Consider the following 17,936-nt stretch of genomic DNA (forward strand, 5'->3'; position numbering starts at 1 on the left):
GTACGTGTCGTGAAAGAGGAAACTATACATATCAAAAAAAATCAAGTTAAATTAATTAGAAATGAAACAAACAAGCCACCTATTGCACGTTTTTCTCCTATGGTTTATAGGAGTAAATGTAGTTCAAGCTCAAACGCTAGATCCAGTTATTGAAAATCCAGCAGTTGTGGGAATTAATAAATTAGATGCACGAGCTACTTTTTTTCCGTACAATTCGTTAGAATTGGCTAAAAAAGAAAACATGGCAAAAGCGGAGAATTATTTATTGTTAAATGGTATTTGGCAATTTAATTATGTGGATTCGCCAGAATTAAGACCAGTTGATTTTTTTAAAGACAATTACGATACATCCAAATGGAGCACTATAAAAGTACCTGCCAATTGGGAAGTTGAAGGTTTCGGTATTCCGATTTACGTGAACGCTTCATATCCTTTTCAAAAAGGAGAACTAAATCCGCCAGATATCCCAGACGGAAACAATCCGGTTGGATCGTACAAAAGAACGTTTGATGTTCCAAAAGATTGGAATGGTAAAGATTTATTCATCCATTTTGGTGCGGTAAAATCGGCTTTTTATGTTTGGATTAATGGAGAGAAAGTGGGTTACAGTCAAGATTCAAAACTTCCAGCAGAATTTAATGTGACCAAGTTTGTAAAACCAGGAAAAAATACAATTGCGTTAGAGGTGTACCGTTGGAGTGATGGTAGTTACTTAGAATGTCAAGATTTCTGGAGAATTTCAGGAATTGAGCGCGACGTGTATTTGTACGCTCGACCAAAAGTGCAATTAGCAGATTATTTTGCAAAAGCAGGTTTAGAAAATAATTATACGGATGGTGTTTTTGATTTAGCAGTAGATCTTAAAAGCGTTGATTCTAAAAAACAAAAAGGAAGTATTTCTGTTGAATTGACCAGAGACAATCAGTCGATTTACAGTACAACTTCAGCATACGAATTAAATGCTAATGCTGCAGGAAAATTCAATTTCAAACAAAAAATTCCACAAGTAAAAACGTGGTCTGCTGAGATTCCGAACTTATATCAACTGGACATTGTTGTTAAAGATCATAAAGGAAATGTAGTAGAAGCTATTTCTAAAAAAGTAGGTTTCAGAACTTCTGAAGTTAAAAATGGTCAGTATTTAGTAAATGGTCGTCCAATTTTATTTAAAGGTGTAAACAGACACGAGCATGATCCGAACACGGGACACGTAATTTCTCGTGAAGACATGCTTAAAGATGTTAAGATATTTAAAGAATTCAACATCAATGCAGTACGTACCGCGCACTACCCGAATGATCCTTATTTTTATGAATTATGTGATGAATATGGTATTTACGTTGTCGATGAAGCTAACATAGAATCACACGGAATGGGTTATGCTTTAGATAGAACTTTGGCAAACAATCCGGCTTGGTTAGACGCTCATTTACAGCGTGTAGATCGTATGGTACAACGCGATAAAAACCATCCATCGATCGTAATTTGGTCTATGGGTAACGAAGCAGGTAATGGGTATAACTTCTATCAAACGTATTTATCTGCTAAAAAGATAGATGACACCAGACCAATTCAGCATGAACGTGCCGTTCACGAATGGAACACGGATTTATTTGTACCAATGTATGATACTCCTGAACAAATTGAAGCGTACGCTAAAGACAAACACAGAATTAAACCTTTAGTTTTATGTGAGTATGCGCATGCCATGGGAAATAGTATGGGCGGTTTTAAAGAATATTGGGATTTGTTTGAGAAATACGACAAGCTTCAAGGTGGTTTTATCTGGGATTTTGTAGATCAAGGTCTAAAAGTTACTAAAAATGGTAGAGAAATTTATGCTTACGGTGGCGATTTTGGTCCAGAAGGTACACCAAGTGATAATAACTTTTTACTAAATGGATTGGTGCAAGCCGACCGTACGCCAAACCCACACATTCATGAAGTAGCTCACATACAACAAGATGTGAAATTTTATGCAAAGGATCTTAAAAAGGGAATCGTTGATATTAAAAACTGGTATTTCTTTAGAGATTTATCAAACTATAAATTAAATTGGGAAGTGATTGCTAATGGAGAAGTGGTAGAATCAGGAACTATTGATGCGCTTGATATTGCACCTCAAACGATAAAAGCAGTAAGCATTCCGTTTACAACACAGTTTAAAACGGGTGTAGAATATTTCTTAAATGTGTCTACGGTATTAAAATCGGATGAGCCATTATTAAAAGCAGGTTATAGAGTGGCGTACGAGCAATTTGAATTGCAAAAAGGATTGGTTCAAGTTCCTGAAAAAGCAACTGAAACAGTAAACTTTAAAGCAAAAGGCGATGTGATTACGGTTACAGGAAAAGACTTCCAATTAGCATTTAATCAAAAAGAAGGAACGTTAACTGATTTCAATTTTAAAAATGAAAGTTTGTTGAATAAAGGTCCAGAAGTGAATTTTTGGCGTGCTCCAACAGATAATGATTACGGAGCAGGAACACAAAAAAGTTACAAAGCCTGGAAAGACGCGGGTACTTCTGGTGCTGTAACCGCAAATGTAAAGCAACTGTCAAAAACTGAAGTTCAAATTATGTTTGTAAGAACTTTATTCAATGGCGATGCGACTCTTACGGAAACTTTCGTAGTAGACGGTAACGGTGCGGTAAAAGTAACCAATGACTTAAAAGCCTTAAAAGGGAAGCATACTGATTTTTACAAATTCGGAAATAAATTAGTGTTGCCAGAAACCTATAAAAATATAACTTTTTACGGGAAAGGACCTTTTGAAGCGTATACGGACAGACAGCATGCGGCTAAAGTAGGCTTGTACAAGCAAACTATTGCTGAGCAGTATTTTGGATACCTTCGTCCGCAAGAAAACGGAAATAAATTGGAAACACGTTGGGTGGCTCTTACAAAAGAAAATGGCTCTGGACTTAAGTTTATAAGTGAAACACCATTCTCTGCTTCGGCACTTAATTTCAAAGAAGAAGATTTGCATAGTGGGGACGACAGAGCTCAAGAACACGCAGGAGAAATTGACCCAAGAAAAGAAGTGTTTGTAAACATTGATGGTTTTCAACAAGGATTAGGAAGCATCAACAGTTGGGGAACATTGCCTTTACCAGAATACCGACTGAATTACAAAGATTATTCGTATTCATACTGGATGGTTCCTATAGTAAAGTAAAAACGAGTTTAAAACAATTTAGATAGTGAAGTATCGGCTTTTTGTCAACGATGAAGAGTCGATATTTTTTTTAAAATAAAACGAAATGATTAAATATTATCTCCTAATATCAGTTCTACTTTTAGCATCTTGTAAAGTGCAGGAAAAGCAAACGGTTACTTTGAATACAAGTCAACACGTTCAAAAACCAAAAACGCCTATTATGGGTTGGTCCAGTTGGAATAACTTTCACGTTGCCATTAATGAAGAAGTGATTAAAGGGCAAGCCGATTTTATGATTTCTTCGGGTATGGCCGCAGCCGGCTATTCGTATGTAAATATTGACGATGGTTTTTTTGGAGGTCGTGATAGTAATGGAGATTTGTTGGTGCACAAAGAGCGTTTTCCAAACGGAATGAAAGCAATTTCAGACTACATTCATAGTAAAGGATTAAAAGCTGGAATTTATTCGGATGCTGGAATTAATACGTGTGCGTCGCAATGGGACAAAGATACCATTGGCGTGGGTGCTGGGTTGATGGGACACGACAGAAAAGATTTAAAATTAATGCTTAACGATTGGAACTACGATTTTATTAAAGTGGATTGGTGCGGTGGCGATTGGTTGGGATTAGACGAACAAACGCGCTACACGCAAATCGCGAATACTATTAAAGAGCTCAAACCAAATACCGTTTTTAATATTTGCAGATGGGAATTTCCAGGAACTTGGGCGATTCAAATTGCAGATTCTTGGCGTATTTCGGGCGATATTTCGAATGAATTCAATTCGATTTTACACATTATCGACTTAAATGCTGATTTATGGAAATATGCGTCTCCAGGGCACGTAAACGATATGGATATGTTGCAAGTAGGAAGAGGTATGAGTTATGACGAAGATAAAACCCACTTCACAATGTGGTGCATGATGAACTCGCCACTTTTAGCAGGTAACGATTTGAGAAGCATGTCGAAACAAACGATCGACATATTAACCAACAAAGAAATTATTGCACTTAATCAAGATCCTTTGGTGTATCAAGCGAGAAGAGTGGTTGATAATGGCGATTTAGAAATTTGGGCAAAACCTTTAATTTCTACCATGAGCGGAAAAGTAGCTGTGACGTTGTTGAACAGATCAAACAAAGCAACGACCATGACTTTGGACTTAAATACAGTTGGTATCGATGCCTCGAAAGGGTACAGTTACCGTGATTTATGGGAGAAAAAAGATGTAGCTAACTCTCAAAATAACACCTTAAGTTTTGAAGTTCCTAAACATGGAGTGGTAGTTCTAACTATTGATGGAACTTCGAAACCATTCAATTTTTTTCAGAATAAATAATAGTAGTGTTATAAAAGCAAGATTTAGTACTGCAGTTCAAGAATGAGGGTTAACAATCTGGTTAATGTCTCAAGACAGTATAAGAAATCGGTTTATTAATTATAATAGATTTTAGTTTGAGTCTGTCGGACTCTTGGTCTTCAAAGACGTGGTTATCATTTTTATTTGTTAAGTTATCAATTGTTAAAAGTATTAATTATGATTTTTATACTCCTTTTTTCCTGTTTGGTTTTGTTTCTATTGCTTTCAGTTACTAGAACTCAACCTATTTTTCAACTTTATAATTTAAAGACGAAACCGCTAAAAGGCCTCTCGCTTTTTATTTTTTTAACAATGATGCTTTCGGTTAATGGGCAAAACAATGATTGGGAAAATCAAGAATTAATTTCCGTTAATAAAATGCAAGCTAGAGCCACGTCGTATTCCTATACTACAGAATCAGCTTCTGCGAAAGGAGATCGGAAAAATGCTGAGTTATTGAGTTTAGATGGGGATTGGAAATTTAGTTTTGAGGCCGATAGTAAAAATCGATCCTTAGATTTTTACAAACAAGATTTTGATGCTTCTCAGTGGAAAAATATAGAAGTGCCATCGTGCTGGGAAATGAAAGGATATGGAACACCTATTTATACAAACGTTGTTTATCCTTTTACACCAAATCCTCCATTTATAGATAGAGAAAACCCAGTAGGGTCTTATTTAAAGTCTTTTCAATTGCCTGAAAATTGGAACGAGAAAAATTTGGTACTGCACTTTGCGGGCGTGTCTTCAGCTTTTTATGTATGGGTTAATGGTAAAAAGGTAGGATACAGTCAAGGCAGCAGACTCCCTGCAGAATTTGACATAACCGACTTTGTAACCAAAGGAGAAAATACCATTGCAGTACAAGTGTTCAGATGGAGTGATGGTAGTTATTTGGAAGATCAGGACCATTGGAGAATGAGCGGGATTCATAGAGAGGTACTTTTATTAGCACAACCGAAAGTCAATATTTCTGATTTTTTTGTAAGAACGAATTTGGATGCGAACTATGAGAATGCCTTATTACAAATTAGACCCAAAGTAAAAGTTGCGAAGAATATCGATATCAAAGGTTGGAACTTAGAGGCCAAATTATTTGATTCAAATTCAAAGAATATTCTAGATCAACCTTTAACTATCGCAATTGACAAAATTGTAAACGAAGTGTATCCGCCACGAGACCATGTGCTTTTTGGATTGTTACAACAAGAAATCGTGAACCCGAAAAAATGGTCTGCAGAAATTCCTAATCTGTATACTTTGGTGTTAAATGTAACAGACAATAATGGCAATCTTGTAGAATCGAGAAGTACTAAAATAGGATTTAGAGAAGTTGAAATAGTTGGAGATGGTGTTTTAAAAGTCAATGGAAAAGCTGTAAAATTAATGGGGGTGAATAGACATGACCATAGTGATGTTGGCGGAAAGACTATGACAAGAGCCGAAATTAAACAAGATGTGGAGTTAATGAAGCAATTCAATATCAACGCAGTTAGAACCGCACATTATCCTAACGATGTATATTTTTATGAGTTGTGTGATGCGTATGGGATCTATGTCATGGATGAAGCCAATATTGAATCCCATGGTGTTGGAGGGCAATTAGCGAACGATCCTACTTGGAACGCTTCATTTATGGCGCGTGTCATTCAAATGGTAGAACGCGATAAAAACCATCCTAGCGTTATTTCATGGTCTTTAGGAAATGAATCTGGAACTGGGCCTAACCACGCAGCTGCGGCCGGATGGGTGAAAGATTATGACCCGACAAGATTTATACATTATGAAGGCGCACAGGGCCTACCAGAATCTCCTTTGTATAATAACTTTTACACAAAAGCCTATCAAGATCGTTATAACAAAGACATGTCCAATCCTGATGATCCGAGTTTTGTTGATGTCATCAGCAGGATGTATCCAACCTTAGATCAATTGCAAGAGCTTGCGAAAAATCCATTAATTACACGTCCTATTATTGCTTGTGAATATGCGCATGCTATGGGGAATTCACTTGGCCATTTTAAAGAATATTGGGAAATAATAAGAGCTAACGATAAAATAGCCGGAGGTTTTATTTGGGATTGGATTGACCAAGGAATTAAACAAACCGATAAGAGCGGACAGGATTATTTTGCTTATGGTGGTGATTTTGGAGACAAACCTAATCTCGCAAATTTTTGTATCAATGGTATTATTGCTTCAGACAGAACGCCAAAACCACAGATCTATGAGTGTAAATACGTGTTTCAACCGGTAGCATTTACTGCCATAGATCTTGAGAAGGGCAGTATCACTATTAATAATAGATTTAATTTTGAATCTACAAAAGACTATCGATTTGTTTGGACAGTTTCAGAAGATGGAAAAGAAATTCAAAATGGAAGTATTGCCAACTTAGACCTTGAAGCTGGAAGTTCTAAAGATGTAAATCTTTCCATAAAATCAATTAAGCCCAAAGCGGGTAAAGAGTATTGGCTGAGAATTTCAATGATTAGTACTAAGGAGAACTTGTACAGTAAAATTGGATTTGAGGTGGCTAAAGAGCAATTCAAATTGCCGTTCGAAAAATCCGCTGAAGCAGCAGTGGTAATCTCTAAATTATCAGTTGAAAAAAATGAGAAAGATATTACTATCAGTACAAAAAACTTTGAAGTTAAATTTAATGCTTCTTCTGGAGTTTTAAGTGGGTATAACTATAAAGGTGCTGTTTTAATTAATTCAGAACTCAAATCGAATTTCTGGAGACCACAAACAGACAATGATCAACGTGGATGGAAATCTCAGAACCTTGCAAAATTTTGGAGAACTGCTCCTGACAGTTTAAGTTTAGTTTCTTTAAATTCTGAAACTTTAAAAAATGGTGATATTCAAGTCACAGTGCAACAAGAAATTAAAAATAAGATTCAGTTCAAACAGGTGTACACCATTAACGGTTTAGGATCAATCCACATCGGCAACACCTTAAATATTGATGAATCTGTGGCCATGCCGGTACGAGTTGGTACCACTTTTAATACGCCAAATACTTATAATAATATGTCTTATTATGGGAAGGGTCCTTGGGAAAATTATTCGGATCGAAGTGCGGCTGCAGAAATCGATGTTTATTCGGGCAAGGTTGAAAGCTTCTTGCATAATTATGTGAAACCCCAAGAAAATGGCAATAGAACTGAAGTAAGATGGTTTTCTTTAAAAAATAACAAAGAGAGTGGTATAAAAATAATAGGAGATACACCTTTAAGCATTTCAGTTTGGCCTTGGGAAACCAAACAAATTGAAAAGGCGCTGCATACAAACGAGCTTAAACCAAACAACTATTATACAGTAAATGTAGATATGGTCCAGTTAGGTGTTGGTGGAGCAGATACGTGGTCAATGAAATCTTTAACGATAGAAAAATATAGATTGAACGCTAAAACGTATACCTACGGCTATACTATTGTTCCTGTTAAATAGCGCTTTAGGTGAAACGAAATAAACTCGTAGCTAGTTTTTCGGAGAACAATAAATTAAAATATCAAAATAAAAATTAAACTTAAACTTAAACGAAGCTTTATTACCAGCTGCTTTTTAATTACTAGGTTTAAATCATTTGATAAATAGGCTGCATAATGTTAGTTCTCATATTTTTGGGGAGGTCGCGATAGCAAGAACGATTTATTGTTGCAAAAAGAGCGTTTTTTAACAGAATGAAATTTAATTGCTCCCCTGTAGTAAAACAGTAGCTGTAACTTTATTAAAATGGTCAGATAAATTAATAACGATGACTTTGAAATTAAGTGGAAGCCCTTTACTGTTTTTTAGAATAAATAATAATTTACAACCTTAGAAAAAGCCAATGAGAACTGTTACACTAAAATTTATAAAAAAAACTGACGTAAGCTTTAAGCAGCGTGCTGCTATTTTATTCACTTTTATTTTTACACTAACTGCTTTTGCGCAACAATCGAATCGGGAAGTTTTGACTTTAGAAAAAAATTGGCGTTTCCATAAAGGAGACCTCTCTAATGGTTTTAGCACAACTTTTAATGATTCGAAGTGGGAAAAAGTCACTGTGCCACACGATTGGGCAATAAAAGGTCCTTTTAATAAAAACATAGACAAACAAAATGTAGCGATTGTTCAAAATGGAGAAGACGTAGCTACCGAAAAAACAGGTCGAACTGGTGCATTGCCTTACATTGGCGTGGGCTGGTATCGAAATGAGTTTGCTGTTCCTAATTTTAATTCGGATAAAAAAGTGTTACTACTGTTTGAAGGTGCCATGAGTGAGCCAGAAGTTTTTATCAATGGTAAAAAAGTGGGCAGCTGGAATTATGGATACAGTTATTTTTATTTTGATATAACATCTCATATCTTAGGAACTACTAAAAATAAGATAGCTGTAAAATTGACCAATCGAGAACTATCTTCTCGTTGGTATCCTGGTGCTGGATTGTACCGAAATGTTCGCGTGATTATTAAAAATAACGAAAGCATCGACCAATGGGGAACGTTTATTACTACGCCAATCATAACTAATGAATTGGCAAAAGTAAATATTAAAACTAAAGTTTCTGGAGAAAATCTTAGATTGCGAACTACCATTAAAGATGCCAGCGGAAAAACTGTTGCTATTGATAGTACCACTGCTATTTATGGTAACGAATTTGAGCAAAATATAGCGGTCAAAAATCCAAACTTATGGAGTCCAGAAAAGCCTTATTTATACTCTTCTGTTGCTCAACTTTATGCTGGTTCTATTTTAAAAGATGAAATAGTAACAAAATTCGGAATTCGAAAAATAAAATACGAAGCCAATAAAGGCTTCAGTTTAAACGATTCCATTATAAAGTTTAAAGGCGTTTGTTTGCACCACGATTTAGGTCCAATTGGCACGGCTGTAAACAAAGCTGCTTTGCGCAGACAATTGACGATTTTAAAAGACATGGGAGCCAATGCCATTCGCAGTTCGCACAATATGCCATCATTGGAGCAACTTGAATTGTGTGACGAAATGGGCTTTTTATTTCTGGCCGAAAGTTTTGATGAATGGGCGAAACCAAAAGTCGAAAATGGCTACCATCTTTATTTTGAAACGGATGCCGAAAAAGATATTGTAAACCTTGTTCACGCCACTCGCAATCATCCGAGTATTGTGATGTGGAGTTCTGGAAATGAAGTGCCTGATCAATGGGGAGCCGAAGGAGCAAAGCGCGCCAAGTGGTTGCAAGATATTTTTCATCGCGAAGATCCCACTCGACCAGTTACCGTTGGTATGGACCAAGTAAAAGCGACTATTGCTTCGGGTTTTGGTGCTTTGTTGGATATTCCAGGTTTAAATTACCGCGTAAATTTATACGAAGAAGCATTTAAGGCTTTTCCGCAAGGATTAATTCTAGGTTCAGAAACAGCTTCGACTGTAAGTTCAAGAGGAATTTATAAGTTTCCAGTCGTTGAGGCAAAAATGAAAAAATACGATGATTTTCAGTCTTCTTCTTATGATTTAGAAGCCTGCAGTTGGTCAAATATTCCAGATGAAGATTTTGTGTTGCAAGACGATAAACCCTGGGTAATCGGTGAATTTGTTTGGACTGGTTTTGACTATTTAGGAGAACCGACACCTTATGATGACAATTGGCCGTCGCGCAGCTCGTATTTTGGAATCAACGACTTAGCAGGTTTACCCAAAGACCGTTTTTACTTGTACCGTAGCCGTTGGAATACAAAAAAAGAAACGTTACACATGCTACCACATTGGAATTGGGAAGGTCGCGAAGGCGAAGTAACACCAGTGTTTGTGTACACGAATTACAATAGCGCCGAACTTTTTGTGAACGGAAAAAGTATGGGGATCCAGAAAAAAAATAACAGTTCGCCAACCAACCGATACCGCTTAATGTGGATGGATGTCAAATACGAGCCAGGAATTATAAAAGTAGTCGCATTGGATGACAACGGAAAAGTAGTTGCCGAAAAAGAAACGCGTACCGCTGGCAAACCATATAAATTAATTGTTGAAGCAGATCGAACAAAACTAGACGCCGATGGTAAAGATTTATCTTTTGTAACGGTGAGCGTTGTCGATAAAAACGGAATTCCGTGTCCAACCGCAACCAATCAATTGCAATTTAAAGTAAAAGGTGCTGGTGATTTTAGAGCAGTAAGTAACGGTGATGCTACGTCGTTAGAACTTTTTCACTTGCCAACTATGAAATTATTTAGTGGTAAACTGGTAGTTTTGGTTCAATCGGCTTCAGAAGCGGGAGAGATCGAATTAATGGTATCAGGAAAAGGATTGCAAACTGCAAAATTAAAACTGATTACTCAAAATCTTAAAGAATAAAGACATCCAAACTGCTTCAAAATAATATGAATTTAAAAAAGGAAGATAAAACACTAGAAAACAAATCTTATATTTCTAAAGATTTGAACCAACTATACTATTAATTCAAAACAAATAAAGTATGAAATTAACCAAATTAGCACCCCTTTTTATTTTTACAGTTCTGGCTACAGGATGTAAAGTAAAAAATGAAGTTGCACAAAAAGTGCAAACGATCACTGAAAGACCGAATATCATTTTCATCATGTCTGATGATCACGGCTATCAGGCCATTAGTGCGTACAGCGATAAACTGATCCAAACGCCAAACATCGATCGTATTGCCAAAGAAGGAATGTTATTTACCAATGCTAGTGTAACTAATTCTATTTGTGCGCCGTCTAGAGCTGTAATTCTTACCGGAAAACACAGTCACATCAATGGCAAAATAGATAATTTAAGCGAATTCGATACGAACAATGTTACCTTTCCACAAATTCTTCAAAAAGCAGGCTATCAAACAGCCATGTTTGGCAAATTGCACTTTGGAAACAATCCAAAAGGCTTTGATGAATTTATGATTTTACCAGGTCAAGGAGAATATTACAATCCAAAATTTATTTCTGAAAAAGGAGATACTATAATCAAAGGATATGTGACTGATATTACTACTGATCTTACATTAGATTGGATGAAAAACCGGAGAGATCCAAACAAACCTTTTATGTTAATGTATTTGCACAAAGCACCGCACAGAGCTTGGTTGCCGACCCAAAAATATTATACAGAATATACCAAAAAAACATTTCCATTACCTGAAACACTTTTTGACGATTACAAAACACGTGGTTCTGCAGCTAAAACTGCTGAAATGGGAATTTTAAAGCACATGTCGCTCGTAAACGACAATAAGCTAACGCCTAAAACAATGAAAGAATTGGGCTTAACCGATTGGAATGATCTAGGTGAAAGTTTAGGTAGAATGTCAGCCGAACAACGTGCGCAATGGGATGAGGTGTATGGACCAATCAATGAAGATTTCAAGAAAAGATATCCAACAATGAATGATTCGACTCTTACCGTTTGGAAATACCAACGCTATATGCAAGATTATTTAGCAACGATAGCTTCTGTTGATGATAATGTTGGTCGAGTTTTGGATTATTTGGATGAAGAAAAATTAGCCGATAACACCATTGTAGTGTATACATCAGATCAAGGTTTTTATCTCGGAGAACACGGTTGGTTTGATAAGCGTTTTATGTACAACGAATCGTTTAAAACGCCATTATTAATTAAATGGCCTAATAAAATTACTGCAGGAACTACGGAAGATGAAATGGTACAAAATTTGGATTTTGCACAAACGTTTCTTGATGCCGCTGGAGTAGTAGCGCCTGCGGAGATGCAAGGGGAAAGTTTAATTCCGTTGTTAACAGGTAAAAAAGAGACATGGAATAGAGATGCAATTTATTATCATTATTACGAATATCCTGCTGAACATGCAGTAAAAAGACATTACGGTATTGCGACCAAAGAATTCAAATTAATTCACTTTTATTACGATGTGAATGAATGGGAATTGTACGATCGTAAAAAAGATCCTCAAGAAATTAATAACGTAATTAACGATCCTGCTTACGCTAAAGTGGTTCGCGAAATGAAACAAAAATTGAAGGAAACGCGTAAAAAATATAAAGATTCAGAAACTTTAGACAACCATTATATTCAAATTTATAAGGATAATGTAGGTCGCAAAGAACTTTAGAAAATCTGAAAAATTAATTGTAAAATAACAAATTGCTGGGGGTAGCGCCCAAGATATAATCTAGGGCTGTCCAAATTTTTGGATAGCCTTTTTTTATTAGTTTCTAAAATGGTTACAGTGAATTATAGCTTCTAAGTTCCTTCGCAATTACGGGGGTAAATACTAAATAAAAGTTTCCTTTTCGTAGACAATAAGATTAGGAGAAGAAATTCTAAAAAAAATAAAAAATGAAAGCATATAAAATAAAAAATATACAAAGCATCTTTCTGATCGGTTTTGTGAGCTGTGTACTTTTGTCGTGTTCTAGCAATAAAAAAACAGCAGATCAACAGCTTGCCTCTAAATACAGACTAATTTTTGAGGATGAGTTTAAAGGCAATGCATACGATAAAAATCATTGGACAAGTTATGATGTAAAAAACGGAAAATCGCCGTGGAGTCGCTTTGTAATGGATGATGCTAAATTGGCGGAAGTAAAGAATGGTAATCTGCACATGAAGGCACGTTGGAATAAAGAAACCGATCTCCCTGAGACCGGAGCCATACAAACGAAAGATAAATTTAGTTTTAAGTATGGAAAAATTGAAGTCCGCGCAAAATTTAATAGTGCAGGTCAGGGAGGATGGCCAGCGATCTGGTTAATGCCGCAAAATGGTATCTATCCGGGTTGGCCTAATGGTGGAGAAATGGATATTATGGAACGGCTTAATACGGACAATTTTGTACATCAAGTAGTGCATCAGAGTGATGGAGCTGCGAAACACATTTCGTCTGGAATTACGCAAGAAATAGCACCATCAGAATACAATACGTACAGTGTAATAAAATCACCAAATCGGATAGAGTTTTATGTAAACGAGAAATTAACTGCTGTACATGAATCAAAAGACGACTTCGCAAAACGCTGGCCTTTTGAAACCGATTATTATATTATTTTAAATCATGCTTGCGCAGACAAAGGCCAATCGGGTAGTACTTTTTGGCCGGGTTACGTAACATCTACCGATAATTTTCCATACGAAATGGCTGTGGATTATGTGAAGGTGTGGGAATTAGTGAAGTAGTTCAAAATCAATATCACGAAAAGACTTATAGATTCATAATTCAGGACTTAAAGTGTTAGACAAGAGTTTAGTTGTTAGTTTACCGTGCTTTAATTTTTAAAACTTTTTAGTCACGGATTGAAATACTTAATAATCTTTATAAGCCAAAATAATTGGTAGAAAAATTTATTTTTTTTACCAATTATTTTTTGAGATATTCTAAGCAAGTTGTTTAAGAATACTAAAGAAATAAAAAAAGGACCATGTCAATAGTGATATGGTCCTTTTTAGTAAAAGAAATCGTTGTTTAAAATTTCTCCGTATTCAAATTTTTATCTACCAATATCCCTTCAATTACTTTTAAACTGAAAGTCAGGTTTTGGTTGGCTCTGAATTTAATGACAAACAGTTCTTTTGAACCTTCTAGAGTTTCTTGGTTTCCTAAGTTTACAAAAGTGGGATACAATACTTTTTCTCTGTTAGAATGCAATCTGTCGCTGGTTACATTCTCCATTTTTAAAGTGTTTACAGGGTCAATTTGTAGAAATTTATAACTTGATTCTTTGTAGGGCAATGCAAAACTCAAAGCATTCACATCTTTTAAGTTTTTACCATAAACTAGGACTTCTATAATCTCATCTTTAGCGTAGGTTTTCTTTTTAGTTGAAAGGGTAAGGTTACCAGCCACTTTAGCCAAATCGGTATTTTTAACACCACCGTCTATGCGCGTCGCAACTACCGAAATGTCGTAGGCATCAATTCGGTTGTTTTTATTGACATCGCCATTGCTCACATAACCTTCAAAATCGGCATCACCTAGTTTTAATCCCATGTAATTGATGTAAGAAGTAAGGTCGTTTCGGTCAATTAAACGGTCGTTGTTGATGTCTCCAGGACGGTAACTTTCAGTACCTTCGACTTTAAAAATATACAATTCACTTCCCGAACCAAAGTTACCAACCGCAGTATCTACGGCAAGTTTTACGTAGCGCACCGTTGGATGCGTATCAAATGCAAAGGCTTTTACGGCATCATTATTTTTCCAATTAAAAGCACCCGCTTCGGTCCAGTTGGTTCTGTCGTGACTGTAGTAAATTTTACCTTTTAAGATGTTTCCGTTTCCGCCGCCCGTTCTTGGCATATATTGCAATTTATCCAATTGGTTGATGGTATTTAAATCAATCACCATTTCAAATGGTACTGCTTTCAAATCCCAACTCGTGTGCCAGCCCGTACTTTCATCAAAGTCAAATAAATTGGCCACTTGCGCGCCATCTTGATCTGCCACCGAAACTTTGGCAGTAATGTCCTTGATCGCAAATTCGAGCGGATTACTTTGTGTAGTTGCTGTAAAATCTGTCCAATCAGAATTACCCGATTTATTTACTGCTCGTACTTTAAATGAGTACGTAGTTTCTGGTTGTAAAGCATCAAATACTAACGAGGTATTTTTTATAGTAGAATACAACATGCCGTTAAATTCCACTTCGTAAAAATCAGCATTGGTCACTTTATTCCATGTTGGTTTTAAAGTATAGGCTGTAGCATTTTCTTCCGCCGTTTGCGCATTTTCTGGAGCAGTTAAAGGGCCTGAAGATTTATGATAAGAATCTGCTGGTGAAAACTGAAATCCTTTAATTTCCAAGTTCACGCTATTTTTAGTAATATCGGTCGAAGCCACTTTTACGATTACTTGCGGATTTTTTACAATTTTCACGCTTTCAAAATCACTTCCTTTTGTTGCAAATTGATTCAAGTTTGGGGCTGCATTGAAGAAGTAAACATTCTCTTTCGATTCAAAATCCGCCATCGAAGTTACTTCAGCAAGTTTTACTTTTTTGTTTCCTATTTTGGCAACAATCGCTTTTGGTTTTTCGGTAACGTTGACTACAAATTGAGTTGCTTTTTCGGGAATAAAACCGTTAAACGTTCCTGTGGTTGGCTGTACCATAACGTGAACGGTGTTTTTACGGTCTACTTCTGATGTGATCAAAGTATGTGCTCCAGCGCCCAATTTGTAGGCTTCAGAAATACCGTCGTCATCGTATTGTGTAAACGACGATTTTCCAGCAGGATATATTTCGTAAATGCGCAGTTTTTTATTGATTTCCGATACATTGTTATTCGGATTTACCATCGGAATAATAGCACCAATTTTCACCAAAACTGGAAGTTTCCAAATCGGACTGTCGAAGTTATTGATGATGCGATTTCCTTCGTAGATTTCTCCATTAAAATAATCGATCCAAGTCCCTTCGGGTAAATAAATACCGTTGCGAATGTCATTTCCTTCTTCGTCTGATGCCGTTGCTTGGTAAATAGGAGCAACTAAGAAATAGGGTCCGTACATAAATTGGTATTGCGTTGCCTTACCTTCAGTATACGTATTTTTAGACTCCATAAACATCGGTCTGATCATCGGCTTTCCATCAACCGCTTCTTTTGCAATACTATAGGAATAAGGTAAAAGTTCGGACTTTAATTTCAAATAATTTCTATTGATAGAAGCTGTCGGTTCTGCCAAGGCGTGCGGATATTTTTCGTTAGATCCCCAACCATCCATGTTCAATTGCAGGGGTGTAAAAGTTTTCCATTGGAAATCACGGGTGTTGATGATTGGTTTTTTTCCTCCAAAAATACCATCCATATCCGATGAAATATTCGGTTGTCCCGATAATCCAGAACCAATATAGGTCGGTATGTGAAAACGAATGTATTCCCAAGAGCCACCGGTTTGATCGCCAGACCAAATGGTTGCATAGCGTTGCGTACCGGCCCAACCATCTAAAGAAATGATAAATGGCCTTGCCGTATTACCATATTTAGACATGATCGTTGCGGCATCGGCAACACCATTAAGTCCGAACGAATAGCCAGGGCCCACCCAAGCCACATCGGTTTTTAATACGCGTACGCCAGCATGGCGTACTTCTTTAACAATATCACGTTGCAATAAAGCGCTAATGCTGTCAATTGGATGCAAGTCGGATTGGGTCCATAAACCAATTTCTACGCCATTTTTCCGAGCGTAATCGCCAAAGGTTTTTAGGTTTTTAATGTTGCCATCCAAAGTTTCGGTTTGTCCATAACCTGCACCATAGCCATCATTTGGAAGAATCCATCCCAAAGGCATATCATTACTTTTATAACGGTCAATAACAGCTCTCGCTGAAAATTGGTAATTCTTAAATTCTCCATTAAGGGATTCTTTGATTCCCGTATTATTTTTTTGACTTTCCTTGTAGCGTTTGCCGTCTTCAAATAAAATTCCTTTTTCATCTTCAGCCCAATAATCGCGATTGTAAGCATTCAAATGTCCTTCGTAAAAACCAAATTTTGGAATTAATACAGGGTTTCCAGTTAATTGGTGAAAATCATTCAGCAAGGCAGTAGGAGTATCATTTATCATAAAGAAAACGTCTAGATAATCCGTACTGTGTGATAGTTTGACGGTTCCAGATTCTTTACTTCCAAAATCGTAAATTCCTTTTTTAAAGGTGTACCACATCACCGCGTATCCTTTGGTCGACCAAAAAAATGGGTTAGGAGAGGCCACTCCGCTATCGGTCCAATTGTTTTGGTTTTCGATAGCAATGACATTTCCCTTATGAGAAAATCGTCCGTTTTGAACGCCTCCGCCGTAGAAATATTCGTTTGTATTTTCTTTTAAACGGATCGAAACTTCCTTTTCCTCAAAAACAGGTAGTGCTGTTTCTTCTACAATAACGGATTGCTTTTGCGCATCCAGAATTTTAAACAAGGCAGTTTGCTTATTAAAAACGACCGTTATTTTTTCTGTAGAAATAGATATTTCATTTTGTTGGTCAGTAACGTTTAAATTGGAGACGGCTCTTCTCGGATTATCTACCAATATCTGAGCTTCAGGTTCTGCTTTTGGAGCACGCATTCCTTTTCCCGAATTGTCTTGAAAAAGTCTGAAAATAGTATTCCCATAAAAATCAAGAAGCATTTTCTCATTGTTAGGAAAAGACACTTCTACAGTCGTGCTATTTATTTTTTTTGCAGAAATCACTTGAAGACTTTCCGATGATTCTGCTTTTTCAGTTCCCTTTTTAGTTCCGCCTTGAGCGTGAAGATTATTTACAGTTACAATCGAAGTTATTGCAAACAAAAAACGTGCAATGGGTTTGATGGACCGAGTTCTAATTGTTGTCATATTTTGATTTATTATTCCCTTTATATGTAAAAAACGGCTTTTAATACCTAGAAATACCCCTTTGATTTTATAATTTAAGGTGTTTTAGGAAAATTATAATTTTTCCACCTAGCCTTAT

General features: G+C 36.4%; 7 protein-coding genes. 6 read left to right on the forward strand and 1 reads right to left on the reverse strand.

All coding sequences use genetic code 11. The features are described from left to right. Nucleotides 1–61 precede the first annotated feature (61 nt). The 6 genes from ACRASX_RS09635 to ACRASX_RS09660 all read left to right on the forward strand — a co-directional run bounded on the left by ACRASX_RS09635 (nucleotide 62) and on the right by ACRASX_RS09660 (nucleotide 13,662). Nucleotides 62–3,178, forward strand: coding sequence for a glycoside hydrolase family 2 TIM barrel-domain containing protein (locus ACRASX_RS09635; RefSeq protein ID WP_432221041.1), 3,117 nt, complete (start codon nucleotides 62–64; stop codon nucleotides 3,176–3,178). A gap of 85 nt (nucleotides 3,179–3,263) precedes the next feature. After that, a complete protein-coding gene (locus tag ACRASX_RS09640; RefSeq protein ID WP_432221042.1) occupies nucleotides 3,264–4,505 on the forward strand; it encodes a glycoside hydrolase family 27 protein in 1,242 nt (413 codons plus the stop codon). Nucleotides 4,506–4,703: 198 nt separating this feature from the next. Then, nucleotides 4,704–7,982: a glycoside hydrolase family 2 TIM barrel-domain containing protein gene (locus ACRASX_RS09645; RefSeq protein ID WP_432221043.1), complete on the forward strand. Its 3,279-nt coding sequence runs from the start codon at nucleotides 4,704–4,706 to the stop codon at nucleotides 7,980–7,982. Between the two features lie 382 nt (nucleotides 7,983–8,364). Further along, complete coding sequence (locus ACRASX_RS09650) at nucleotides 8,365–10,851, forward strand: DUF4982 domain-containing protein (protein WP_432221044.1); 2,487 nt, start codon at nucleotides 8,365–8,367, stop codon at nucleotides 10,849–10,851. A 121-nt stretch (nucleotides 10,852–10,972) separates the two neighbouring features. Then, complete coding sequence (locus tag ACRASX_RS09655) at nucleotides 10,973–12,598, forward strand: sulfatase family protein (protein ID WP_432221045.1); 1,626 nt, start codon at nucleotides 10,973–10,975, stop codon at nucleotides 12,596–12,598. A 227-nt stretch (nucleotides 12,599–12,825) separates the two neighbouring features. Next, nucleotides 12,826–13,662, forward strand: a complete 837-nt coding sequence (locus ACRASX_RS09660; protein ID WP_082706565.1) for a glycoside hydrolase family 16 protein — start codon at nucleotides 12,826–12,828, stop codon at nucleotides 13,660–13,662. A 286-nt stretch (nucleotides 13,663–13,948) separates the two neighbouring features. Here ACRASX_RS09660 and ACRASX_RS09665 read toward each other — a convergent pair whose 3' ends face one another. Beyond that, complete coding sequence (locus ACRASX_RS09665; protein WP_432221046.1) at nucleotides 13,949–17,818, reverse strand: TIM-barrel domain-containing protein; 3,870 nt, start codon at nucleotides 17,816–17,818, stop codon at nucleotides 13,949–13,951. Nucleotides 17,819–17,936: the final 118 nt, after the last annotated feature.

The organism is Flavobacterium sp. TMP13, assembly GCF_050847115.1.
In the GTDB taxonomy this organism is placed as follows: Bacteria; Bacteroidota; Bacteroidia; order Flavobacteriales; family Flavobacteriaceae; genus Flavobacterium.